General features: G+C 72.8%; 19 protein-coding genes and 1 tRNA gene. 12 read left to right on the forward strand and 8 right to left on the reverse strand.

Annotated features, from left to right (window positions below):
• The first annotated feature begins 46 nt into the window (after positions 1-46).
• The 5 genes from iolC to RLT58_RS23735 are packed head-to-tail and all read left to right on the forward strand — an operon-like array spanning position 47 to position 6,229.
• Positions 47-1,042 (forward strand): 5-dehydro-2-deoxygluconokinase, encoded by a 996-nt coding sequence (iolC, locus tag RLT58_RS23715; RefSeq protein WP_311312383.1) that lies wholly within the window; start codon positions 47-49, stop codon positions 1,040-1,042.
• Positions 1,039-1,956: a Cgl0159 family (beta/alpha)8-fold protein gene (locus RLT58_RS23720; protein ID WP_311312384.1), complete on the forward strand. Its 918-nt coding sequence runs from the start codon at positions 1,039-1,041 to the stop codon at positions 1,954-1,956. The genes iolC and RLT58_RS23720 overlap by 4 nt, the downstream gene beginning before the upstream one ends.
• The gene (gene iolB / locus RLT58_RS23725; protein WP_311312385.1) at positions 1,953-2,831 is read left to right on the forward strand and encodes a 5-deoxy-glucuronate isomerase; all 879 of its coding nucleotides are present in this window, start codon (positions 1,953-1,955) and stop codon (positions 2,829-2,831) included. Before RLT58_RS23720 ends, iolB begins: the two co-directional genes overlap by 4 nt.
• Positions 2,828-4,717, forward strand: a complete 1,890-nt coding sequence (iolD, locus tag RLT58_RS23730) for a 3D-(3,5/4)-trihydroxycyclohexane-1,2-dione acylhydrolase (decyclizing) (RefSeq protein ID WP_311312386.1) — start codon at positions 2,828-2,830, stop codon at positions 4,715-4,717. The genes iolB and iolD overlap by 4 nt, the downstream gene beginning before the upstream one ends.
• Before the next feature lie 12 nt (positions 4,718-4,729).
• Positions 4,730-6,229: a CoA-acylating methylmalonate-semialdehyde dehydrogenase gene (locus tag RLT58_RS23735; RefSeq protein WP_311312387.1), complete on the forward strand. Its 1,500-nt coding sequence runs from the start codon at positions 4,730-4,732 to the stop codon at positions 6,227-6,229.
• A gap of 77 nt (positions 6,230-6,306) precedes the next feature.
• Here the strand turns inward: RLT58_RS23735 and RLT58_RS23740 are convergent, their stop codons facing one another.
• On the reverse strand, positions 6,307-7,029 hold the full coding sequence (locus tag RLT58_RS23740; RefSeq protein WP_311312388.1) for a VC0807 family protein: 723 nt from the start codon (positions 7,027-7,029) through the stop codon (positions 6,307-6,309).
• A gap of 191 nt (positions 7,030-7,220) precedes the next feature.
• Between RLT58_RS23740 and RLT58_RS23745 the strand changes: the two genes are divergently transcribed.
• The gene (locus RLT58_RS23745; RefSeq protein ID WP_311312389.1) at positions 7,221-7,823 is read left to right on the forward strand and encodes a DUF4291 domain-containing protein; all 603 of its coding nucleotides are present in this window, start codon (positions 7,221-7,223) and stop codon (positions 7,821-7,823) included.
• Here the strand turns inward: RLT58_RS23745 and RLT58_RS23750 are convergent, their stop codons facing one another.
• Positions 7,824-8,357 (reverse strand): nucleoside/nucleotide kinase family protein, encoded by a 534-nt coding sequence (locus tag RLT58_RS23750; protein WP_311312390.1) that lies wholly within the window; start codon positions 8,355-8,357, stop codon positions 7,824-7,826.
• 166 nt (positions 8,358-8,523) lie between these two features.
• Between RLT58_RS23750 and RLT58_RS23755 the strand changes: the two genes are divergently transcribed.
• From RLT58_RS23755 to RLT58_RS23770, 4 genes are all read left to right on the forward strand, one after another.
• Entirely contained in the window at positions 8,524-11,184 is a 2,661-nt protein-coding gene (locus tag RLT58_RS23755) for an alpha/beta fold hydrolase (protein ID WP_311312391.1), read from the forward strand.
• Complete coding sequence (locus tag RLT58_RS23760; protein WP_311312392.1) at positions 11,181-12,059, forward strand: ABC transporter permease; 879 nt, start codon at positions 11,181-11,183, stop codon at positions 12,057-12,059. Before RLT58_RS23755 ends, RLT58_RS23760 begins: the two co-directional genes overlap by 4 nt.
• Before the next feature lie 181 nt (positions 12,060-12,240).
• The gene (locus RLT58_RS23765; RefSeq protein ID WP_311312393.1) at positions 12,241-13,803 is read left to right on the forward strand and encodes a vWA domain-containing protein; all 1,563 of its coding nucleotides are present in this window, start codon (positions 12,241-12,243) and stop codon (positions 13,801-13,803) included.
• 80 nt (positions 13,804-13,883) lie between these two features.
• Positions 13,884-14,336 carry an anthrone oxygenase family protein gene (locus RLT58_RS23770; protein WP_311312394.1) on the forward strand — a complete coding sequence of 151 codons (453 nt, stop codon included), beginning with the start codon at positions 13,884-13,886 and terminating at the stop codon, positions 14,334-14,336.
• Between the two features lie 18 nt (positions 14,337-14,354).
• On the opposite strand, the gene RLT58_RS23775 is transcribed toward RLT58_RS23770, so the two are convergent.
• From RLT58_RS23775 to RLT58_RS23800, 6 genes are all read right to left on the reverse strand, one after another.
• A complete protein-coding gene (locus RLT58_RS23775) occupies positions 14,355-14,669 on the reverse strand; it encodes an L-rhamnose mutarotase (protein ID WP_311312395.1) in 315 nt (104 codons plus the stop codon).
• A 32-nt stretch (positions 14,670-14,701) separates the two neighbouring features.
• Positions 14,702-15,787, reverse strand: a complete 1,086-nt coding sequence (gene rhaS, locus RLT58_RS23780; RefSeq protein ID WP_311312396.1) for a rhamnose ABC transporter substrate-binding protein — start codon at positions 15,785-15,787, stop codon at positions 14,702-14,704.
• A gap of 39 nt (positions 15,788-15,826) precedes the next feature.
• Positions 15,827-16,876 (reverse strand): ABC transporter permease, encoded by a 1,050-nt coding sequence (locus RLT58_RS23785; RefSeq protein ID WP_311312397.1) that lies wholly within the window; start codon positions 16,874-16,876, stop codon positions 15,827-15,829.
• Positions 16,860-17,915: an ABC transporter permease gene (locus tag RLT58_RS23790; RefSeq protein ID WP_311312398.1), complete on the reverse strand. Its 1,056-nt coding sequence runs from the start codon at positions 17,913-17,915 to the stop codon at positions 16,860-16,862. Before RLT58_RS23790 ends, RLT58_RS23785 begins: the two co-directional genes overlap by 17 nt.
• Positions 17,912-19,459 carry a sugar ABC transporter ATP-binding protein gene (locus RLT58_RS23795; protein WP_311312399.1) on the reverse strand — a complete coding sequence of 516 codons (1,548 nt, stop codon included), beginning with the start codon at positions 19,457-19,459 and terminating at the stop codon, positions 17,912-17,914. Before RLT58_RS23795 ends, RLT58_RS23790 begins: the two co-directional genes overlap by 4 nt.
• Before the next feature lie 335 nt (positions 19,460-19,794).
• Positions 19,795-19,867, reverse strand: a tRNA-Arg gene (locus RLT58_RS23800).
• Between the two features lie 317 nt (positions 19,868-20,184).
• Here RLT58_RS23800 and RLT58_RS23805 point away from each other — a divergent pair.
• Positions 20,185-21,837, forward strand: a complete 1,653-nt coding sequence (locus RLT58_RS23805) for a dynamin family protein (protein WP_311314623.1) — start codon at positions 20,185-20,187, stop codon at positions 21,835-21,837.
• A complete protein-coding gene (locus RLT58_RS23810; RefSeq protein WP_311312400.1) occupies positions 21,834-23,720 on the forward strand; it encodes a YfjP family GTPase in 1,887 nt (628 codons plus the stop codon). The genes RLT58_RS23805 and RLT58_RS23810 overlap by 4 nt, the downstream gene beginning before the upstream one ends.
• Positions 23,721-23,770 lie beyond the last annotated feature (50 nt).

Below are 23,770 nucleotides of genomic sequence, written 5' to 3' on the forward strand. Positions count from 1 at the left end.
GCCGCCACGGCAGCCGGCCCCGGACCGGCAGTCGAAGGGACGCTGAATGCCTGAGCCGTACGACGTGATCACGATGGGGCGCATCGGGGTGGATCTCTACCCTCTGCAGAGCGGTCTGCCCCTGGCCGGGGTGGACACCTTCGGGAAGTTCCTCGGCGGCTCGCCCACCAATGTGGCCGTCGCGGCGGCCCGGCTCGGCCGGCGCGCCGCCGTGGTGACCCGGACCGGCCAGGACCCCTTCGGCGACTATCTCCACCAGCAGCTGCGGGAGTTCGGCGTGGACGACCGGTGGGTGACCCCCGTCGCCGCCTACCCGACGCCGGTCACCTTCTGCGAGATCTTCCCGCCCGACGACTTCCCCCTCTACTTCTACCGGCAGCCCAAGGCCCCCGACCTGGAGATCCATGAGGGGGAACTCGACCTGGAAGCCGTCGGCTCCGCCCGGGTGTTCTGGATGACCGGCACCGGGCTGTGCGCCGAACCGAGCCGGACGGCGACGCTGGCGGCCCTGCGCGCCCGCGACCGGTCCGGGCTCACGGTCTTCGACCTCGACTGGCGGCCGATGTTCTGGGACACCGGGCAGGAGTCCGGCCCCGGCGCGGCCCCCGCCCGCTACCGCGAGGCCCTCGCGCACGCCACCGTCGCCGTGGGCAACCTCGACGAGTGCGAGATCGCGACCGGCCAGCGCGAGCCGTACGCGGCGGCCCGCGCGCTGATCGAAGCGGGCGTCGAGCTGGCCGTCGTCAAACAGGGCCCCGCCGGAGTCCTCGCCGTCCACCGCGACGGCACGGTCGCCGATGTCCCGCCGCTGCGCGTCGAGGTGGTCAACGGCCTCGGCTCGGGCGACGCGTTCGGCGGCGCGCTCTGCCACGGACTGCTCGCCGGCTGGGAGATCGCCCGCGTCATGCGGTACGCCAACGCCGCCGGGGCCATCGTCGCCTCCCGCCTCGCCTGCTCCTCCGCCATGCCGTTCCCGTCCGAGGTCGAGGCCGCTCTCGCCGAGGGCGCCGTCACCTCCCGCCCCGCCGGAGCCGCCACATGACCCCTGCGGCCGCCGGGCTGTCCGACCTCGTCGGGCTGCGCATGCACCACCCCGAGGCCGTCGCCGAAGCCGCCGCCCGGCGCACCAGACGGCCGCTCGTCACCGGCCGGGGCCGGCTGATGATCGTCGCCGCGGACCACCCCGCCCGGGGCGCGCTCGCGGTCGGCGGACGCGAACTGGCCATGGCCAACCGCTTCGAACTCCTCGAACGGCTCTGCCTCGCCCTCTCCCGCCCCGGCGTCGACGGCGTCCTCGCCACCGCCGACATCCTCGACGACCTGCTGCTCCTGGGCGCCCTGGAGAACAAGGTCGTCATCGGTTCGATGAACCGGGGCGGGCTGGCCGGCGCCGCCTTCGAACTGGACGACCGCTTCACCGGCCACCGCCCCGAGGACCTGGCCCGCCTCGGCTTCGACGCCGGGAAGCTCCTGCTGCGCATCGACTACCACGACCCCGGCTCCCTCGACACGCTCCACACCACCGCCCGCGCCATCGACGCCATGGCCGCCCACCGGCTGCCGGTCTTCGTCGAGCCCTTCCTCTGCCGCCGCACCGGCGGCAAGGTCCGCAACGACCTGAGCGCCGGCGCCGTCAGCACCGCCATCGCCATCGCCTCCGGGCTGGCCGGCACCTCCGCGTACACCTGGCTCAAGGTGCCCGTCACCGAGCGGCCCGAGGACATGGCACGGGTCATGGAGAGCTCGACGCTGCCCGCCGTCCTGCTGGGCGGCGAGGTGGGCGACGACCAGGACGCGGCGTACGGGAAATGGCGCGCCGCGCTGCGGCTGCCGACCGTCCGGGGCCTTGTGGTGGGGCGCTCGCTGCTCTACCCGGCCGACGGGGACGTCACCGCCGCCGTCGACACCGCCGTCTCGCTGCTCGAACCGGGCGCCGCCGACGGGGAAGGGGCATGACCATGACCGGAGAAACGCGCCACCACCTGCCCGCCGGCTCCACGGCGAACGGCCCCTACGCCCTGGACATCGGCCCCGAACGGGCCGGCTGGGACCGGTCCGGGCTGCGCGTGCTGGAGCTGGAGCCGGGAGGTGTTCACACACTTGTCACCGGAGAGAGCGAGTGGATCGTACTGCCGTTGACCGGTGGCTGTACGGTGCAGATCGCAGATGAGATCTTTGAACTGCTGGGCCGGAGAAGCGTGTTCAGCGGGGTATCCGACTTCGCGTACGTGCCGCGTGACGCCCACGCACAGATCGCCTCCGGCGCAGGCGGCCGCTTCGCCCTGGCAGGAGCGAAGTGCGAGCGACGACTCCCCGCTCGCTACGGCCCCGCGCCGGAGGTACGCGTCGAGCTGCGCGGCTCCGGCCCCTGCTCCCGGCAGGTCCACAACTTCGCCGCGGCCGACGCCTTCGCCTGCGACCGGCTGATCGCCGTCGAGGTCCTCACCCCCGGGGGCAACTGGTCCTCCTACCCGCCGCACAAGCACGACGAGCACCGCCCGGGCGAGGAATCGGTCCTGGAGGAGATCTACTACTTCGAGGTGGAGGACGGCGGCCTCGGCTACCACCGCGTGTCGCCCTCCCGGCCCGGCGGTACGGACGTCCTCGCCGAGGTCCGCAGCGGCGACACGGTTCTCATCCCGGACGGCTGGCACGGCCCCTCCATCGCCCCGCCCGGCCGCACCCTGTACTACCTCAACGTGATGGCGGGGCCGGGGGAGCGGGAGTGGCTGATCAGCGACCACCCCGACCACGCCTGGATCCGCGACACCTGGCCGGACCAGCCGGTGGACCCCCGGCTCCCGCTCCCCGGACCGGAGGCCCGCGCATGACCTCGCCGCAGACCCGCCGGCTCACCACCGCCCAGGCCCTGATCGCCTTCCTCGCCCGCCAGTACACCGAGCGCGACGGCCGCCGCCACCGGCTGATCGGCGCCACCTGGGGGATCTTCGGCCACGGCAACGTCGCGGGCATCGGCCAGGCGCTCCTGGAGACCGGGTCCGCCATGCCCTACTTCCAGGGCCGCAGCGAACAGGCCATGGTGCACGCCGCCGTCGGCTACGCCCGCCAGTCCGGCCGGCTCTCCGCGCACGCCGTCACCACCTCCATCGGCCCCGGCGCCACCAACCTCGTCACCGGCGCCGCCCTCGCCACCGTCAACCACCTCCCGGTCCTGCTGCTGCCCGGCGACACCTTCGCGACCCGCCCCGCAGACCCCGTGCTCCAGCAGCTGGAGACGCCGTTCGCGGGCGACGTCTCCGTCAACGACTGCCTGCGGCCCGTCTCGCGCTACTTCGACCGGATCACCCGACCCGAGGCGCTGATCCCGGCCGCGCTGCGGGCCGTGGGGGTTCTCGCCGACCCGGCGGAGACCGGCGCGGTCACCCTCGCCCTGCCGCAGGACGTCCAGGCCGAGGCGTACGACTGGCCCGAGGAGTTCTTCGCCGAGCGCGTCTGGCACGTACGCCGCCCGGCGCCCGACCCGGACGAGCTCGACCGGGCGGTGCGGGCGGTGCGCGCCGCCCGGCGCCCGCTGATCGTCGCGGGCGGCGGGGTCCACCACAGCGCGGCCGAGGAGGCCCTCGCCGCGTTCGCCGCCGCCACCCGCATCCCCGTCGCCTCCACCCAGGCCGGCAAGGGCTCCCTGCGCCACGACCACCCCGCCGACGTCGGCGGCATCGGCCACACCGGCACCGCCACTGCCGACGACCTGGCCCGCACCGCCGACCTGGTCATCGGGATCGGCACCCGCTACAGCGACTTCACCACCGCGTCCGCCACCCTCTTCCAGAACCCCGGCGTCCGCTTCCTCAACCTCAACCTCACCGCCTTCGACGCCCACAAGCTCGCCGCACTCCCGCTCGTCGCCGACGCCCGCACCGCGATCGAGGCCCTCACCACCGCCCTGGCCGCCGGCCACTTCCGCACCGACGCGGCGTACGAGAGCGAGTACACAAAGGCCAAGGCCCGCTGGGAGCGGCGCGTCGACGCCGCCTTCGCCACCCCGGACCCGGGCGCCCGCCCCACCCAGACCCAGGTCCTCGGTCTGCTGGACGAGCTGGTCACCGACGAGGACATCCTGATCAACGCCGCCGGTTCGCTCCCCGGCGACCTGCACAGACTCTGGCGGACCCGCTCCCCGGACCAGTACCACGTGGAGTACGGCTACTCCTGCATGGGCTACGAGATCCCGGCCGCGATCGGCGTCCGGCTCGCCGCCCTGGGCCGCCCCGTCTGGGCGCTCGTCGGCGACGGCACGTACCTCATGAACCCCACCGAGATCGTCACCGCCGTCCAGGAGAACCTGCCCGTCAAGCTCGTCGTCCTGCAGAACCACGGCTACGCCTCGATCGGCGGCCTCTCCGCGTCCACCGGCGGCGAGCGCTTCGGTACGGCCTACCGGCACCGTGCGCCGGACGGGGGCTTCACCGGCCCCCCGCTCCCCGTCGACCTCGCGGCGAACGCCGCCTCGCTCGGGATGCGGGTGCTGCGCGCCGGGACGGTGGGCGAGCTGCGCGAAGCGCTCGCCGAGGCGCGTGCCGCGGACCGTCCCACTTGTGTCTACGTCGAGACCGAAACGCCCGACACAGTGTCGGGGCCCCCTCCCGCACAGGCGTGGTGGGATGTTCCCGTAGCCGAAACGGCCACTCGCCCGTCGGCGGTAGAAGCCCGGGAAGAGTACGAACGTCACGTCGCCGACCGACGCCGCCACCTCTGAAGGAGTCACAGCATGAAGACCGTCAACCACTGGATCGGTGGCAAGACCGTCGAGGGCGCGTCGGGCAACTACGGCCCGGTCACCGACCCGGCCACCGGAGCCGTCACCACCCAGGTCGCGCTGGCCTCCCCGGAGGAGGTCGACGCGGCGGTGGCCTCGGCGAAGGCGGCGTACGCGACGTGGGGCACGTCCTCGCTGTCCACGCGGACCGCGATCCTCTTCCGCTACCGCGCGCTGCTGGACGCCCACCGCGACGAGATCGCCGCGCTGATCACCGCCGAGCACGGCAAGGTGCACTCCGACGCGCTCGGCGAGGTGGCCCGCGGTCTGGAGATCGTCGAGCTGGCCTGCGGCATCACCACCCAGCTCAAGGGCGAGCTGTCCACCCAGGTGTCCAACCGGGTCGATGTCTCCTCGATCCGCCAGTCGATCGGTGTCGTCGCCGGCATCACGCCGTTCAACTTCCCGGCCATGGTGCCGATGTGGATGTTCCCGCTCGCCATCGCCTGCGGCAACACCTTCGTGCTCAAGCCCAGCGAGAAGGACCCGTCGGCCGCCAATCTGCTGGCCGAGCTGGCCTCCGAGGCCGGTCTGCCGGACGGTGTGCTGAACGTCCTGCACGGTGACAAGGTCGCCGTCGACGGCCTGCTGAACCACCCGGACGTCTCCGTCGTCTCCTTCGTCGGCTCGACCCCGATCGCCCGCTACATCCACGCCACCGCCTCCGCCAACGGCAAGCGCGTCCAGGCCCTCGGCGGCGCGAAGAACCACATGCTGGTGCTGCCCGACGCGGACCTGGACGCCGCCGCCGACGCCGCGGTCTCCGCCGCGTACGGCTCGGCGGGCGAGCGCTGCATGGCGATCTCCGCCGTCGTCGCCGTCGGCGCGGTCGGCGACGACCTCGTCGCGCGGATCAAGGAGCGCGCCGAGAAGATCAAGATCGGTCCGGGCAACGACGAGACGTCCGAGATGGGCCCGCTGATCACCGCCGCCCACCGCGACAAGGTCGCCTCCTATGTCACCGGCGCGGCGGCCCAGGGCGCCGAGGTCGTCCTCGACGGCACCGGATACACCGTCGAGGGCTTCGAGAACGGCCACTGGATCGGCCTCTCCCTCCTCGACCACGTCTCCACCGACTCGGACGCGTACAAGGACGAGATCTTCGGCCCGGTCCTGTGCGTACTGCGCGTGGACACGTACGAGGAGGGCGTGGCGCTGATGAACGCCTCGCCGTTCGGCAACGGCACCGCGATCTTCACCCGCGACGGCGGCGCCGCCCGCCGCTTCCAGCTGGAGATCGAGGCCGGCATGGTCGGCATCAACGTCCCGATCCCGGTGCCGGTGGGCTACCACTCCTTCGGTGGCTGGAAGGACTCGCTCTTCGGCGACCACCACATCTACGGCAACGACGGCGTGCACTTCTACACCCGCGGCAAGGTCACCACGACCCGCTGGCCGGACCCGGCCGACGCCCCCGCCGGCGTGGACCTGGGGTTCCCCCGTAACCACTGACCAGGGACGCGCGACATGACCGCAGGGCCGCTCCCCCGGGGCGGCCCTGCGGTGTTCTCGGGGAGGGTGCCGGGCGCTCAGCGCTCCTCGGCGGCGGCGTCCTCGATCATCCGCTCCATCGGGGCGACCGCGATCCGGCCCGAGACGACGAACGCCAGCACCATCGCGACCCCCAGGACGACCGTGCCGGCCCACACCATCGTCTCGACCGGCAGGGTGTACGCGCCCACGGCCCGCACCGCGCACTCGGCGACCAGCGCCGCGCCCCAGACCGCCGAGAACCGCACCTCGGCCCTGCGGAACGCCGTCGACTCCGTCGAAAGCCGCTGCCAGGCGGCCGACTTGACGGCCTCGCCCCGCGTCAGCCACGGCCGCAGCCCCGCCGTCATCATCGGCCTGCCCCGCAGCGCCGTCACCAGGACCACCAGACCGATGGTGCTGCTCACCGCGCTGTCCTTGAGGAGCATCAGCCGGGGGTCACCGGCCACCAGGCTGAGCAGCAGCCCCACCGCGTTGACCGACACCATCAGCGCCGCAAGGGCGTTGAGCCGCCGGTCCCGCGCCACACCCCACGCGGTCCGCACCGCCGGCACCACACTGCTCCAGGCCAGCGCGCCGAACGTGCCCAGACCCGCGGCCTTCAGCACGTAGTACGAGACGAGCGGCACCCCGACATCCACCAGCAGCGGCATCAGGCTGTCCAGCAGCGCCCTGCGCGGGGTGAACGCGGCGGCCTCGGCCGGGGTGCCGGCGACGGGCGCCGCGACAGGTGCGGTGAGAGTGGCGGCCGGGCTGCTCATGAGGGGTTCCTCCCGTCTCGGCGAGGCCCCTGCGGCGCCCGCTTCCGATGGGTAAAGACTGGCCCGCGGACCCCGGTCCCCGGCAGAGTCAGGTGTCCTCACCTCCGTATGACGAATGTCAGCAGCCGCGCATGACACCGCGTCGGAAAACCCGTTGGCCTGCCGCGCGTCCCCGGTGCTGGGATGGGCGCATGACCGCACCGACCCTGCCGACGCACCAGATCCGCGCGCTCCACACCGACACGACCGTCACCGTCTACCAGGCGTACCCCCCGTCCCTGGGCCTGCCCGCCGCCCGCGACGGCCGCTTCCCGCCCGCCTGGAAGCGGGACCGCATGACGTGGATCAAGCCGAGCTTCCTGTGGATGATGTACCGCTGCGGCTGGGCCACGAAGGAGGGCCAGGAGACCGTCCTCGCCGTCGAGATCACCCGCGAGGGCTTCGACTGGGCCCTGTCCCACGCCGAACTCTCCCACTACGAAAGGGGCGTCCACCCCGACCGCGCCACCTGGCAGCGCGACCTGCGCCGGGCCCCCGCCCGCGTCCAGTGGGACCCCGAACGCGACCTGCACCTCAACCGCCTGCCCCACCGCTCCCTCCAACTCGGCCTGTCGGGCGAGGCGGCGCGGCGCTACGCGGACGAGTGGACGGTCCAGATCCGCGACGTCACCCCGCTCGCCCGCGAGACACACGACCTGCTCAGGGCAGGCAATGAGGCAGCGGCCACCCGGCTCCTCCCCGAGGAGTCCCCGTACCCGACCCCACCGGGCACCCCGCTGCCGGACGGGCCCTAGTCAGCCGGCCCACCCCGTCACGGACACGATCTCCCGCGCGATGTCCACCACGCTCCGCCCGTCCGTCGCCACCCGCACGGCGTCCGGCGGTGCCTGCTCGTCGAGCAGCCGGGCCTTGCGGGCGCTGCTCCTGAGCTCGTGCTCCAGCTCGGAACCCAGCTCGCGGCCGGTGAGCCGCTCGGTGGCCGTCTCGTCGGACGCGGTGAGCAGCACCCGTACGATCCGCACATCGGCGCCCATCGCGCGCTCGAACATGCCCGCCGAACCGGCCAGCACACTGACCGTGTTGGTGTAGACGAGGCGGCGCAGCCCCAGAGCGGCGTAGTTCGCCCACACCGCCGTCAGATTCCGTTCGGTGATCAGCGCGCGGTGCGGATCGCCCTCGGGCGCGGGATGCACCGCGTTGAGCGAGTCGCCGTCGACGACCACGTGCGCGGCCCCGGCCTCCCGCAGTTGCGCCGACACCTCCCAGGCCGCAGTCGTCTTCCCGACGCCCGCGCGCCCGCCTATCAGCAGTACCTCCGCATGTTCCATGGCAGCAGCGTTCCAGCCCGCCGGACGGCACGCGACGCAATAAACGGCCCGTGCGCGGCATACCGCAGCCGGAGTACGCCGGCCCCGTGCCGTACGCCTTGAGGAGGCCCGGCAGTTCCCCCTGGCGGCAGCGTGGGCGGGGTGGCGGGCCGCTTAGGCTCGGGACATGGAGACCCCTATTGCGCGTACGTCCCGGTGGCGGCGGCTGCTGCCCCGCAGGCGAGGGCGGTGGGCCGCGGGTGTCGCCGCGCTCGTCGTGCTGGCCGGGGCGGGCACCTGGACCGCCGTGGCCGACGACAGCGCGCCGGCCGTGCACCGCGAGGACCGGATGATGCGCGTCGACGGGGTGTCCCTGGACACCTCGTACTTCACCGACGGCGGCACCCGGCGCCGCCCGGCCGTGCTCATCGGCCACGGCTTCGGCGGCAGCAAGGCCGAGACCCGGGCCCAGGCCGAGCGGCTGGCCGCCGGCGGGTACGCCGTGCTGACCTGGTCCGCGCGCGGCTTCGGCACGTCGGGAGGCAGGATCTCGCTCAACGCGCCCGACCGCGAGGTCAGGGACGTCTCCCGGCTGATCGACTGGCTCGCGCAACGGCCCGAGGTGCGGCTCGACGCGAAGGGGGACCCCCGGGTCGGCGTGACCGGCGCCTCCTACGGCGGCGCCGTCTCCCTCCTCGCCGCCGGACACGACCGGCGCGTGGACGCCATCGCCCCGGAGATCACCTACTGGAACCTCGCCGACGCGCTGTTCCCCGACGGGGTGTTCAAGAAGCTCTGGGCCGGGATCTTCGTCACCACCGGCGGCGGCTGCGGGAACTTCGAGAAGCGGCTCTGCGAGATGTACGAGCGCGTCGCCGTCAGCGGCAAGCCGGACGCCGCCGCCCGCGCCCTGCTCACCGAACGCTCCCCGAGCGCCGTCGCCGACCGCATCAAGGTCCCCGCGCTCATCGTCCAGGGGCAGACCGACTCCCTCTTCCCCCTCGGCCAGGCCGACGCCATGGCCAGGGCCATCGAGGCCAACGGCGCCCCCGTCGCCGTCGACTGGATCGCCGGCGGGCACGACGGCGGCGACCCGGAGACCGACCGGGTGCAACGGCGCGTCGGAGCCTGGTTCGACCGCTACCTCAAGGACGACAAGGGCGCCGACACCGGCCCCGGCTTCCGTGTCACCCGCACCGGCGGCATCGACTCCACCGACGGCGCCGCCCTCACCCGGGGCGCGAGCAGCGACACCTATCCGGGGCTGCGCAGCGGCCGGGAGACCGTCGAACTGCATGGGGGGACGCAGACGTTCGACAACCCCGCCGGCGGCAGCCCGCAGGCCGTCTCCGCCGTCCCCGGCGTCGGCGGCGGACTCGCCCAGCTGTCCACCCTCGGCGTCGGCCTCTCCATCGACTTCCCCGGCCAGCACGCCCGGTTCGACTCCGCCCCGCTCACCACCGCGCGCCGCGTCACCGGCTCACCGACCGTCCGCGTGACCGTGAAAGCGGGCCAGGGCGACGCCGTCCTGTTCGGCAAGGTCTACGACGTCTCGCCGGACGGCAAGCAGCAGGTGCTGCCCTCCCAGCTCGTCGCCCCCTACCGGATCACCCCCGACCGGCAGGGCAGGCCCCTGGAGCTGACGCTGCCCGCCGTCGACCACGAACTCGACTCCGGCCACCGGCTCCGCCTCGTCCTCGCCGCGACCGACCTCGGCTACGCGTCACCCGCCGCGCCGACCACGTACACCGTCTCCCTCGACGGACCCCTGTCCCTGCCCACCGCCCCCGCGCTCACCACCGCGTCGGCCGCCCTGCCCTGGTGGACCTGGGGGCTGCCGGCCGCCGCCCTCGTGATCGCCGCCGCCCTGCTGCTGACCGCCCGCCGCCACGGCGCCACCCCGGCACCGGACCCCGCGCTCGCCGACGTACCGCTGCAGATCACCGGCCTGTCGAAGAAGTACGCCAAGTCCGCCGACCGCTATGCCGTGCGCGACCTGTCCTTCCGCGTCGAGAAGGGCCAGGTGCTCGGGCTCCTCGGGCCGAACGGTGCCGGCAAGACCACCACCCTGCGCATGCTCATGGGGCTCATCACCCCCGACGACGGCGAGATCCGCGTCTTCGGCCGGGCCGTCCGGCCCGGCGCGCCCGTGCTCTCCCGGGTCGGGTCCTTCGTCGAGGGCGCCGGATTCCTGCCGCATCTGTCCGGCCGCGCCAACCTGGAGCTGTACTGGCAGGCCACCGGGCGTCCCGCCGAGGACGCGCACCTGGAGGAGGCCCTGGAGATCGCCGGACTCGGCGACGCACTGGCCCGCGCCGTCCGCACCTACTCCCAGGGCATGCGCCAGCGCCTCGCCATCGCGCAGGCCATGCTCGGCATGCCGGACCTGCTCATCCTCGACGAACCGACCAACGGCCTGGACCCGCCCCAGATCCGCGAGATGCGGGACGTGATGATCCGGTACGCGGCAGGCGGCCGTACCGTCATCGTCTCCAGCCACCTCCTGTCCGAGGTCGAACAGTCCTGCACCCATCTGGTCGTCATGGACCGGGGCCGGCTCGTCCAGGCCGGACCGGTCGCCGAGATCACCGGCTCAGGCGACATGCTCCTCGTCACCGCGGCGGACGAACTCACCGAACCCCTCGTGGAGAAGATCGCCGCCCTCCCCGGCATCGGATCCGCCGTCCGCACGGACGACGGGCACGGGCTGCTGGTCCGGCTCGACGGGGTGACCCCGCCGCAGCTGATCGCCGAACTGGTCCGGCTCGACGTGCCGCTGACCGGCGTCGGACCGCACCGCCGCCTGGAGGACGCGTTCCTCACCCTGATCTCCGGAGGCTCCGCATGAGTACCGCAGCCGAGGCCACCGAGGCCCCCGAGGCGCCCGGCTACCGCGCCCGGCACACCCTGCCGCTGCGCGTCGAGGCGGTGCGCCAGCTGCGCAGGCGGCGCACCCTGCTCATGGGCGGGGTGCTGGCCGCCCTGCCGTTCGTCCTGATCATCGCGTTCGCGATCGGCGGCACCCCGGACGGCGGGCCCGGCGGCGGCGACCGCATCACCCTGATGGACACCGCGACCGCGTCCGCCGCGAACTTCGCCGCGACCTGCCTGTTCGTCTCGGCCGGCTTCCTGCTCGTCGTCCCGGTGGCGCTGTTCTGCGGCGACACCGTGGCCTCCGAGGCGAGCTGGTCCTCGCTGCGCTACCTGCTGGCCGCGCCCGTGCCCCGGGCCAGGCTGCTGTGGAGCAAGCTCGTCGTGGCGCTCGGCTTCAGCCTCGCCGCGATGGTGCTGCTCCCGCTCGTCGCCCTGGCCGCCGGCGCCGCCGCGTACGGCTGGGGCCCGCTCGAACTGCCCACCGGAGGCGCGCTGGCGACTGGCGACACCGTGCCGAGGCTCGCCCTCGTCGTCGCCTTCGTCTTCGTCTCGCAACTCGTCACCGCGGGGCTGGCGTTCTGGCTGTCGACGAAGACCGACGCCCCGCTCGGGGCGGTCGGGGGAGCGGTCGGGCTGACCATCGTCGGCAACGTCCTGGACGCGGTCACCGCACTCGGCTCCTGGCGCGACTTCCTGCCCGCCCACTGGCAGTTCGCCTGGGCCGACGCCCTCCAGCCCGACCTCGAATGGGGCGGCATGGCCAAGGGCGCAGCCGTCTCGGTGACGTATGCCCTGATCCTGTTCGCTCTCGCCTTCCGGGGGTTCAGCCGTAAGGACATCGTGTCCTGACCTTGATATTCCGCCGGAATCCAGCCCTCCGTTGCCGCATCGAGATCGTTCCGCAACTCCTTCGCCGGCTCCGCCGCCCCCGCTCGTACGTCACATTCACAAGTGCTGACACGACGACACCGGGGGGTACGGGATGGAACGCAGCACACGGACGCACCGCACACGAACGCACCGCACACGGATGTACCGGGGGGCCGTGGGGCTTCTGCTGGCGGGTGGGGTGCTGCTCACCGGCTGCTCGGGGGAGGGCAACGGCGGCAAGTCGTCCGCCGGGGACCGGCGGGGCGCGCCCGTCCCCGCACCGGCCGCGACCGGCGGGGCGGCCGAGGAGGGGGCGAAGGACAAGGGCACGGACGGGGCGGACCGGCTGAAGGAGTCCGCACCGCCCGACTACCTCTCCACCTTCGCCCTGGACGTGGACACCGCCTCCTACGGCTATGCGCGCCGCACCCTGGCCGACGGGCACCTGCCAGGTCCGCAGAGCGTGCGGCCGGAGGAGTTCGTCAACAGCTTCCGCCAGGGCTACCGCCGCCCCGACGGCAACGGCTTCACGGTCTCCGTCGACGGCGCCCGGGCCGGCGGGAAGGACGACGACTGGTCGCTCGTACGGGTCGGCCTGGCGACCAGGGCCGCGCCGCCCGCCGCCGAACGGCCGCCCGCAGCCCTCACCTTCGTCGTGGACATCTCCGGATCGATGGACTCGCCCGACCGCCTCGGCCTGGTGAAGACCTCCCTCGGCATCCTCACCGACGAACTGCGCGACGACGACGCGGTATCCCTGGTCACCTTCAGCGACGAGGCGAAGACCGTGCTGCCGATGACCCGGCTGCGGGACCACCGGGGCAGGATCCACGACGCGGTCGACTCCATGGAGTCCGCCGCCTCCACCAATGTGGGCGCGGGCATCAGGCGCGGGTACGAGGAGGCGGTCGAGGGCCACCGCAAGGGCGCCAACAACCGTGTCGTCCTGCTCTCCGACGCGCTGGCCAACACCGGCGAGACCGACGCCGACGCCATCCTCGAACGGATCGCCGACGCCCGCCGCGACTACGGCATCACCCTCTTCGGGGTCGGCGTCGGCAGCGACTACGGCGACGCCTTCATGGAGCAGCTCACCGACAAGGGCGACGGCCACACCACGTACATCGCCGACGAGGAACAGGCCCGCAAGGTCTTCGTCGACCAGCTGCCCGCGCACCTGGAGCTGACGGCCCGCGATGCCAAGGCCCAGGTCGCCTTCGACCCGAAGACCGTGGAGAAGTTCAGGCTGATCGGCTACGAGGACCGCAAGGTCGCCGACGAGGACTTCCGCGACGACAGCGTGGACGGCGGCGAGGTCGGGCCCGGCCACACGGTCACGGCGCTGTACGCCGTGCGGCTGCGGGACGGCGCCTCGGGCCATGTGGCCACCGCGACCGTGCGCTGGCTGGACCCCAAGTCCCGCGCCCCGCACGAGAAGGCGGGCTCGGTGGAGACCGGCGCGCTCTCCGGGAAGCTGTGGGGCAACCGGAGCACCCGGCTCCAGGTGACGGCCGTGGCGGCCTACTTCGCGGACCGTCTGCGCGGCGGCTCGCTTCCGGGCGCACCCGGACTCGGTGAACTGGCCTCCCGGGCCAAGGAGCTGGCCGCACGCACCGAGGACGACTCGGTGGCGAAGCTGGCCACGGCGATCGGCCAGGCGGACCGGCTCAAGGGCGGCCACGAGGACACCGGAGCCGGTGCGCAGGAGGGCGAGATGGACTGAGCGGGCCGGCCGGAAGGGAGGCTCGCACAGCCTTGCGAATTTCGGCTGTGCGGCCGCCCTCGCCGCGTCATGATGAGGCCATGACCTCCCTGTCCCTCACTCTCGCCGTGATCGCCAACGGCCTCTACGCGGGCTTTCTGCTGACGTTCCTGATCGCGGTCATGCCCGGACTGGCGCAGCTGCCCGACGACGGCTTCACGGCCGCGATGCGCCGCTTCAACGAGAAGGTCCCCGGACCCGCGTTCCTGGTCCTCTTCCTCGGTGTGATCGCCTTCCCGGCCGCCGTGCTGGCCACCGGACGGGGCGAAGCGGGATGGCCCGCGGTGACCGCGGCGCTGGTCTGCGCGGTCGTCTCGCACCTGATCACGATCGCGGGCAACATCCCCCTGAACAAGGCGCTGGCCGCCTCCGAGGGAACGGAACCCGACAGCGCGGCCCGGACCGCGTTCGAGGCCCGCTGGAACCTGCTGCACCAGGTCCGGACCGCGTTCTCGCTCGCCGCCTTCGCCCTGCTGGTCGTCGCCGCGAGGTAGCCGCGCCGCTTCCGGGCCTCACGCCAGGTGGAACACCTCCGTGAGCGGCACCATCGCCTCGTCCGCCGACTCCGGCTGCTCGAAGAAGTCCGCCATCTCGCGCTGCCACCGCCCGTTCACATCGGTGGCGGCCATCGCCTCCCGGGCCGCGTCGAAGTCCTCCGTCTCCAGATAGCCGACGAGCAGCCCGTCCTCGCGCAGGAAGAGCGAGTAGTTGTGCCAGCCCGCCGCGGACAGCGCGGCGAGCATGTCCGGCCAGACCGCGGCATGGCGCGCGCGGTACTCCTCGACGCGGTCCTCGCGTACGTTCAGCAGAAAGCAGACACGCTGCATGCTCAGGGACTCCCGGCGAAGGGGGCGGGCGGTCAGAAGTCGAACCGGTCGATGTTCTTCTTGTCGAAGACCGTCGGCTTGCCGAGGATGACCTCGCCGTCCTTGCCGATCGTGTACTCGCCGAGCTTGCCCGCCTTGAACTTCTCGCCCTCGGCCCCGGTGATCTGACCGGACGCCAGCGCCGCGGCCGCGTACGAGCCGAGGTAGCCCAGCTCCTCCGGGTTCCACAGCGAGAACTGCTCGACGGTGTCGTTCTTGACGTACTTGCGCATCTGGTTCGGCGTGCCCAGGCCGTTCAGCACGACCTTGCCCTTGTACGAGGAGTCGCTCAGATAGCGGGCGGCGGCCGCGATGCCGACCGTGGTGGGCGAGATGATGCCCTTGAGGTCGGGGTAGGCCTGCATCAGGCCCTGGGTCTGCTGGAACGACTTCTGGTCCGCGTCGTCCCCGTACGCCACCTTCACGAGCTTCATGTCCTTGTACTTGGGCAGCTTCAGCTCGTCCTTCATGAACTCGATCCAGGTGTTCTGGTTCGTCGCGTTCTGGGTGGCCGAGAGGATCGCGATCTTGCCCTTGTAGTCGATCTGCTCACCGAGGTGCTGGACCAGGCTGCGGCCGATCTCCTCGGAGCTGGCCTGGTTGATGAAGAGCTGGCGGCAGTCCTTCGCCGTGTCGGAGTCGTACGCCACGACCTTGATGTTCTTCTTCATGGCCTGCTTCAGCGGGCCGCACACCGCGTTCGGGTCGTTGGCCGCGACCAGGATCGCGTCCTGGCGCTGCTGGATCAGCGTGTTGATGTAGCTGACCTGCGAGGAGGCGCTGGCGTCCGAGGGGCCGACCTCCTTGCCCGTGCCGCCGTACTCCTTGGCGGCCGCGATCCCCGCGTCGTCGACGATCTTCTCGTACGGGTTGTTGATCTGCTTGGGCAGGAAGGCCAGCTTCAGGCCCTTCTTCAGCGGCGCGCCCGGATCGGCCTTCGCGGTGGCCCCGGACTTCGCCGGCCCCTTGTCGGCGCTGTCCTTGGTGGTGCCGGAACAGGCGCTGAGGGCGACGGCGAGCGAGAGGGCGGTGGCGGCGGTGGTGACGGCGCGGCGACCGGCGGCTGTGCGGAGCGTCATGGCGGCGGGGTGCCTTTCGAGGAGTGCGGATGGAAGGGGTTACGGCCGGGCGCCCGCGGCGCGCCGGTGCCGTCGTTCGACCACGGCGGCGATGACGCGCGGGGTGAGGACGGAGGCCACGAGCAGCAGACCGGTCACGATGACCTGCACCTCGTTGGCGATGTCGTTGAGCGTCAGCAGGTTCTTCAGGACGCCGATGAGCAGCACCCCGGCGACGGCACCGAAGAGCGTGCCCTTTCCGCCGTCGAAGTCGATGCCGCCGAGCAGCACGGAGGCGATCACGAGCATCTCGAAGCCGAGTCCGTTGTCGGCGCGGGCACTTCCGTAGCGCAGGGTGAAGACGATCCCCGCGAAGGCGGAGAACAGCCCGGTCACGACGAACAGCAGCAGCTTGATCCGCTTGACCCGGATGCCCGCGAAGTACGCGGCCTCCTCCTGCGCCCCGATCGCGAACAGGGAGCGCCCCAGCCCGGTCGCGTGCAGCACCACCGCGGTGACGACGGCGAGCACGACGAACAGCAGGACGGGATAGGTGAGGAAGGTGCCCGGCACCGTGGTGGTGTCCACGGCCCAGTCGGCGTACGTCTGCGGGAAGTCGGTTACCGCGTCGCTGCCGAGCGCCACCGAGGCCAGGCCCCGGTAGAGCGCCAGCGTGCCGATGGTGACGGCCAGCGAGGGCAGCCCGACCCTGGTGACCAGCCAGCCGTTGAGCAGCCCGCCGGCCACGCCGACCAGCAGCACCACCGGCACGATCGTCTCGAACGCCCAGCCCGCGTCCCACAGCGCACCGGTCAGCGCACTGCCCAGGCCCAGCATCGAGGCGACCGAAAGATCGACCTGGCCCGCGACCACGAGGAGCGTCATCGGCAGGGCGATCAGGGCGACTTCGGCGATGTCGTTGAACGCGAACGCGAGGTTGTCCGCCGAGCCGAAGCCGTCCGTGGTGCCGAGCCCGGCCACGAAGACCGCCACCAGCAGCGCGCCGACCGCGGTGTCCCACCGCAGTGCCAGGCTCCGCAGCGAGCCCCTGGTCCTCGCGGCGCCCGGCACGGCGGGCTCCGCCTTCTGCGTCTCAGGCGCCATTGCCATGCCGGGCGCTCCTCTTCCTCAGTGCGGCGGTCATCCTCAGGTTCACGATCCGGTCGATGCTGATGGCCAGCAGCAGAAGCGCGCCGGTGATGGCGCCCTGCCAGAACGCGTCGACCTTCAGCACCACCAGCACGCTGCCGATGGTGGTCAGCAGCAGGGCCCCCAGCGCGGCGCCCCACACGGTCCCGGTGCCGCCGGTGATGGCGACCCCGCCGACGACGACGGCGCTCACGACGGTCAGCTCCCAGCCGTGCGCGTTGTCCGCGACGACCGTGCCGAACCGGGCGAGCCAGAGCGTGCCGGCGAACCCGGCCACCGCCCCGGAGAAGGCGTACGCGGCCAGGATCCGGCGCCGGATCGGCACCCCGGCCAGCAGCGCGGCCTCCGGGCTCGACCCGATCGCGTACAGCTCGCGCCCCGAGCGGTAGCTGCGCAGGAAGTACGCGGTCGCGGCGAGCAGCACCACCGCGATCAGCGGCAGATACGGCACTCCCAGGACGCTTCCGCTGCCGAGCCCCAGGATCGGGTCCGGCACCTCGGCGGCGCCGATCTGGTCGCCCTGCGCCCACCAGTAGTCGACGCCCTGGATGATGTAGAGCATGCCGAGCGTCACGACGAGCGCCGGGACCCGGCCGAAGCTGACGAGCGCGCCGGACACCAGCCCGCAGACCACGCCGATCGCGATCCCGAGCAGCATCACGACGAGCACACCGTGGTCGGTCCCGGCGACGAACTTCCCGCAGGCGAAGGCGGAGAGCCCGACGACCGAGCCGACCGACAGGTCGATGTTGCGGGTGATGACGACGGCCGACTGGCCGACGGCGAGCAGCACCAGGATGGAGGAGTTGAGCAGCAGGTCCTTGATGCCCTGGTCGGACAGGAAACGCGGATTGGCCAGGTAGGTGCCGAGGATCAGCAGGACCAGCGCCCCGGCGATGGAGATCTCCCGGGCCCGGAACACGGTGTCCACGAGCGAGGCCGCACTGCGGGCCGGCGCCTCGGGACCGCTGTCCGGCGGGCCGGCGACGGTGGTGGTCATGCCGCTGTCCTTTCGCCGAGTCCGGTCGCGGCCTTCATGACGTTCTCCTCGGTGGCGTCCGCGCGCGGGAGTTCGGCGACGAGCCGGCCCTCGTGCATGACGAGGACCCGGTCGGCCATGCCGATCACCTCGGGCAGGTCGGAGGAGATCATCAGCACCGCGAGGCCGTCGGCGGCCAGCGCGGAGAGCAGCCGGTGCACCTCGGCCTTGGTGCCGACGTCGATGCCCCGGGTGGGCTCGTCGACGATGAGTACGGTGGGTTCGGTGGCCAGCCACTTGGCCAGCACGACCTTCTGCTGGTTGCCCCCGGACAGCACCCCGACGGTGTCGGCGAGCCTGCTGTACTTGAGCTGGAGCCGCAGCGCCCAGTCGGCGGCGCGGTCGTGCTCCAGGGCCCGGCTGACCAGCCCGTTCCGGCGGACCTCGCCGAGGCCGGTGAGCCCGATGTTGCGCTCGATGGACATCTCCATGACGAGCCCGCGCTGCCGGCGGTCCTCGGGTACGAGGGCGAGCCCGGCGGCCATCGCGGCGGTCGGCGAACCGGCGCGCAGCGCGGTGCCGTTCACCCGCACCTCGCCCGCGTCGGCCCGGTCGACCCCGAAGACGGCCTGTGCCACCTCGGTCCGGCCGGCCCCCACGAGACCGGCCAGCGCGACGATCTCGCCCCGGCGCACCTCGAACGACACGTCGCGGAAGACCCCCTCCCGCGTCAGCCGGCTCACGGACAGCGCCACTTCACCGACGGCCGCCTCCTGCTTCGGATAGAGCTCACCGAGATCCCGGCCGACCATCCGGCGCACGAGATCGTCCTCGGTGAGCCCGTCCAGCGGCTCGGAGGCGATCCAGCGGCCGTCGCGCAGGGTGGTGACGCGCTGGCACAGCTCGAAGATCTCGTCGAGCCGGTGCGAGATGAACAGCACCGCGGCGCCCTCGGCGCGCAGCGTCCGTACGACGGAGAACAGCCGGGCCGTCTCGCTGCCGGTGAGCGCGGCCGTCGGCTCGTCCATGATCAGGACCCGCGCGTCGAACGAGAGCGCCTTGGCGATCTCGACGATCTGCTGGTCGGCGATGGAGAGCCCGCGGGCGGGCCGGTCCGGATCGAGGTCGACCCCCAGCCGCCCCATCAGCTCCGCCGTCGTCTCCCGCACGGCCCTGCGGTCGATCCGCCCGAAGGAACGCCGGGGCTGACGGCCCATGAAGATGTTCTCGGCGATGGACAGATCGGGGAAGAGCGTCGGCTCCTGGTAGATGACGGCGATCCCGGCGTCCCGCGCCCCGGCGGGCCCGTGGAAGACGACGGGCTCCCCGTCGAGGAGCACGACACCGTTGTCAGGACGGTGCACCCCGGCCAGCGCCTTGATGAGCGTGGACTTGCCCGCTCCGTTCTCCCCGGCGAGCGCGTGCGCCTCACCGGGGAAGAGTTCGAGCGACACATCCCGCAACGCCCGCACGGCCCCGAAGGACTTGCTCACCCCCTTCAACGCCAGAACCGGCACCGGCCCCGGCGCCGGTCCGGCATCCGGGCCCTTGACGGGCATGTTCATGAGGGGCTCCTGAGCGGTGGACTGTGCGGCTACGTGAAAGGTTTCAATCAAGTTCCTCGGAAGCTAGACGGGGGGTGCGGGCGCAGTCAATGGGTGGGCACGGGGAACTTCTGATGGTTGAAGGGTGAGGTGATGGGAAGGGGGTCCGGGTGCACCGCCCCCGCAGAGCTTCGGCGCGACGCCTGCGGGGGTCCCGCTCACCCGCTGTGATGAATCGATTCACGCAGGCGGACGCATCCCCGCTCTTACGCCGTCACTACAACACCCTCGCTACGGTGCTGTGGCCTGCTGAAAAGGCCCTCCCGAGGGAGGGCCTGATACGGGCTGGGCGAAAGCGCCCCCGGCAGGACTCGAACCTGCGGCCAAGCGCTTAGAAGGCGCCTGCTCTATCCACTGAGCTACGGGGGCCGGGTGGTGGCTTCGGTGACCTGGAGCCCTGGACCCGGGCGGTCCGTGACCTTGCCGGGACAAGGATAGGGCTCCGATTGGCTCGACCCGGTTGCTTCACCTGCGTGGCACGATGTGGAGGTTCGGTGAAGCGAAACGATAATCGCAGGTAGGTGCGATTCGTGCACCGCTTTTGACGCCTCACGCCCCGGGTGTTGTGCACTCGTTATGCCTGCGCCCCACTCGTCCCCTCTGTCCGGACGGGGGAACCGGCGCGCAGAGGGGCCTATACGCTTCAAAAAGGCGCCAAAATTGGGCATTCTTCGCATGTGGTGACCTTGGACGTACGGCCTCAGCTCATCGACGCACTTTCCGCCCTGCGCGACCGTGTCGCTGCCGTGCGTCTTCCACTCCCGCTCCCAGGGGCCCCACGTGCCCGGCAGACCAGGACCGAGCTGCTCGCGCAGCTCGACGACTATCTGCTGCCCAGGCTCAAGGACCCCGAAGCCCCCCTGCTCGCCGTCATCGGCGGATCGACCGGTGCCGGCAAGTCGACGCTCGTCAACTCCCTCGTGGGGCGCCGGGTCAGTGAGGCCGGAGTGCTCCGGCCGACCACGCGCACCCCCGTCCTCGTCTGCCACCCCGACGACCACCACTGGTTCACCGGCGTCCGGGTCCTGCCCCAGCTCACCCGGGTCTGGCTGTCGCCCGAGGAGTCCGCCGACCCCGGCCAGTGCGACGACCTCGACGGATTCGACGGGAACGCGGCCGAGGAAGGGACCGCGCTGCGCGTCGAGACCGCGGCCGGGCTGCCGCGCGGGCTCGCCCTGCTGGACGCCCCCGACATCGACTCCCTCGTCGTCCGCAACCGCGTCCTGGCCGCCGAACTCATCTGCGCGGCGGACATCTGGGTCATGGTGACCACGGCCTCCCGGTACGCCGACGCCGTGCCCTGGCATCTGCTGCGTACCGCCAAGGAGTACAACGCCTCGCTCGTCACCGTGCTCGACCGGGTGCCGCACCAGGTGCTCGCCGAGGTGTCGCGGCAGTACGGCGCCCTGCTCACCAAGGCCGGCCTCGGCGAGGTGCCGCGCTTCACCATCCCCGAACTCCCCGAATCGGCGGGCGGAGGCAGCGGACTGCTGCCCACCACCGCCGTCGCCCCGCTGCGTGCCTGGCTCACCCACCGTGCCCAGGACCCGGCGGCCCGTCAGCAGGCGGTCGGGCGGACCGCCGCCGGGGTCATCGACTCCCTCGACGTCCGGATGCCGGCGCTCGCCGGGGCCGTCGCCGCCCAGTACGCCGCCGCCGTACGGCTGACCGGTGTGGTCGAGGACGCGTACGCCAAGGAGGGCGCCCGGGTCCGGCGGCGGCTGCAGAACGGCGGCGCGCTCGCCGGGGACGCCCGGACCCGCTGGCGCGGCTACCCGCTCTACAGCACCTCCGAGGAAGTGCTCGACGCGCTGGTGGAGAGCCTCGCCGCGCTCCTGGAGTGCGCCGTCGCCGCCGCCGACGAGCAGATCCGCACCACCTGGCGGCGCGAACCCGCCGCCGGGCTCTTCGCCTTCGAGTCGGCCGGCCGGGAGGACGGCGGCTGGGGACCGGCCGAGGACATCCGGGGCCGGATCGCCATGACCGTACGCAGATGGCGCCGGGTCCTGGAGGAACTGGCCGAGGAAGAACTCCGCCTGATGGAGCGCAACACCGCGCCCGACCCCGAGACCGTCGCCGCGCTCCTGGCCGCAGCCCTGCTCGGCGGCCGCCGGACCCGTACCGCCGGCGAACAGCTCGCCGAACGCATCGGGGCCCAGGGCGCGCTGCGGCTGCGCGACAAGGGAGGCGCGCTGCTCACCAGCTACCTCGACCAGGTGCTCGGCGGCGAACGCGACCGGCGCCTCGCCCCCCTGGACGCCCTCGACGTGGCCCCCGAACCGCAGGCCGAACTGATCGCCGCCCTGTCCGTACTGCAGAAGGAGAGGTGGCAGCGATGACTGCCGTCACTGACAAGGGTCCGGGCCGCAGCCGGGGCAGGAACCGCCGGCCGGAGGCGGCCGCCGCCCCCGGCACGGGCTCCGCACCGGAGACGCCCGGCACGGGCTGGGACGACGGGCTCATCGCCCGCCGGGCCTCGGCCGCCGCCGAGGACGGCGCGCCCGAAGCGGTCCCGGAGGCGCTTGCGGAGGACGACGTACGGCCCCAGGTGGAGGCGTACGCCACCGACAGCCCCCTCGTGCCGCGCCTGGACGCCCTGCGCGAACTCGTCGGACTCTCCCGGGCCCGGCTCGACCGGAGCGCGCTCGCCGAGGCGGGCCGGGTGCTCGACGAGGCCGCCGCCCGGCAGCGGCTCTCCTCCCGGCACACCGTCGTCGCCATCGCGGGAGCCAGCGGCAGCGGCAAGTCCGCCCTCTTCAACGCCCTCGCCGGCGCCCAGATCTCCGAGACCGGGCTCCGCAGGCCCACCACCGCGGCGCCGATCGCCTGCTCCTGGACGGACGGGGCCGCCGGTCTGCTGGACCGGCTGGCCGTGCCCGGCCGGCTCAGGCGCCGGCCGGGGACCGGCGGCACGGCGGCCGACGAGGCGCTCCAGGGCCTCGTCCTGGTCGACCTGCCCGACCACGACTCGGCGGCGCGCGGCCACCGCGACCAGGTGGACCGGGTGCTGGCGCTGGTCGACGCGGTGATCTGGGTGGTGGACCCGGAGAAGTACGCGGACGCCGCCCTGCACGAGCGCTATCTGCGGCCCCTCGCCGGACACGCGGAAGTCACCTTCGTCGTCCTCAACCAGATCGACCGGCTGCCCGGCGACGCGGCCGACCAGGTCCTGGACGACCTGCGCCGGCTGCTCGACGAGGACGGCATGGCCCTCGGCGAGCACGGCGAACCCGGCGCGACCGTCCTGCCGCTGTCCGCCCTCACCGGTGAGGGCGTCGGCGAACTGCGGGAACTGCTCGGCCGGTTCGTCCAGGACCGCACGGCGGCCACCCGCCGGCTCTCCGCCGATGTGGACGCCGCGGCGGCCAGGCTCCGCCCGGTGTACGTCGCCGAGGGGCGGCCGGGACTGGGGGAGCGGGCCCGAGAGGAGTTCGCCGACCGGCTGGCGGAGGCCGTGGGAGCGGCCGCCGCGGGCCAGGCCGCCGAACGGGAGTGGCGCCGCAACGCCGGACGGGCCTGCGGCACCCCGTGGCTGCGCCTCTGGCGCTGGTACGAGTCCACGCGGCAGCCGGGCAGCCTGGACCGTACGGCGCTCGCCGCGCCCCCCGAGGAACACCTCACCGCGCGCCAACGCGTCGAACAGGCCGTGCGCACGGTCGCGGACGACGCCGCCGACGGACTGCCCGGCCCCTGGGCCCAGGCGGTGCGCGAGGCGGCGGTGCACGGAGCGGAGGGCCTGCCCGAGGCGCTGGACGAACTGTCCGGCCGGGCCGGGGCGACGGAGAACCGGGGCGCGGAACCGGCCGCCGGTGAGCCCGGACCCGCCGACGGGGGAGCCTCCGGCGCGCGCACGAAGCCGCCGCGCCCCGCCTGGTGGCCGGCGGCCGTGCTCGCCCAGGTGGCGATGACCCTGCTGCAGATCTTCGGCGGTCTCTGGCTGGCCGGCCAGATCATCGGCGTACTGGAGCCGGGACTGCTGACGCCCGCGCTGGTGATGCTGGCGGGGATCATCGGCGGACCGCTGGTCGAGTGGTCCTGCGCGGCGGCGGCCCGGGGGCCCGCGCGGCGGTACGGCCAGGAGGCCGAGCGCCGGCTGCGCGAGGCGGCGGCGGCCTGCGGGCGGGCCCGGGTGCTCGACCCGGTGGCGGCCGAGCTGGTGCGCTACCGCGAGGTGCGCGAGCGGTATGTGGCGGTGACGGAGTTTTCCACAACAGGCCGTTAGTCCACAGGCTCCGGCAGGAATTCCGCCTCTCCTTCAGCATGGGACCAGTG

The organism is Streptomyces sp. ITFR-16, assembly GCF_031844705.1.
In the GTDB taxonomy this organism is placed as follows: domain Bacteria; phylum Actinomycetota; class Actinomycetes; order Streptomycetales; family Streptomycetaceae; genus Streptomyces.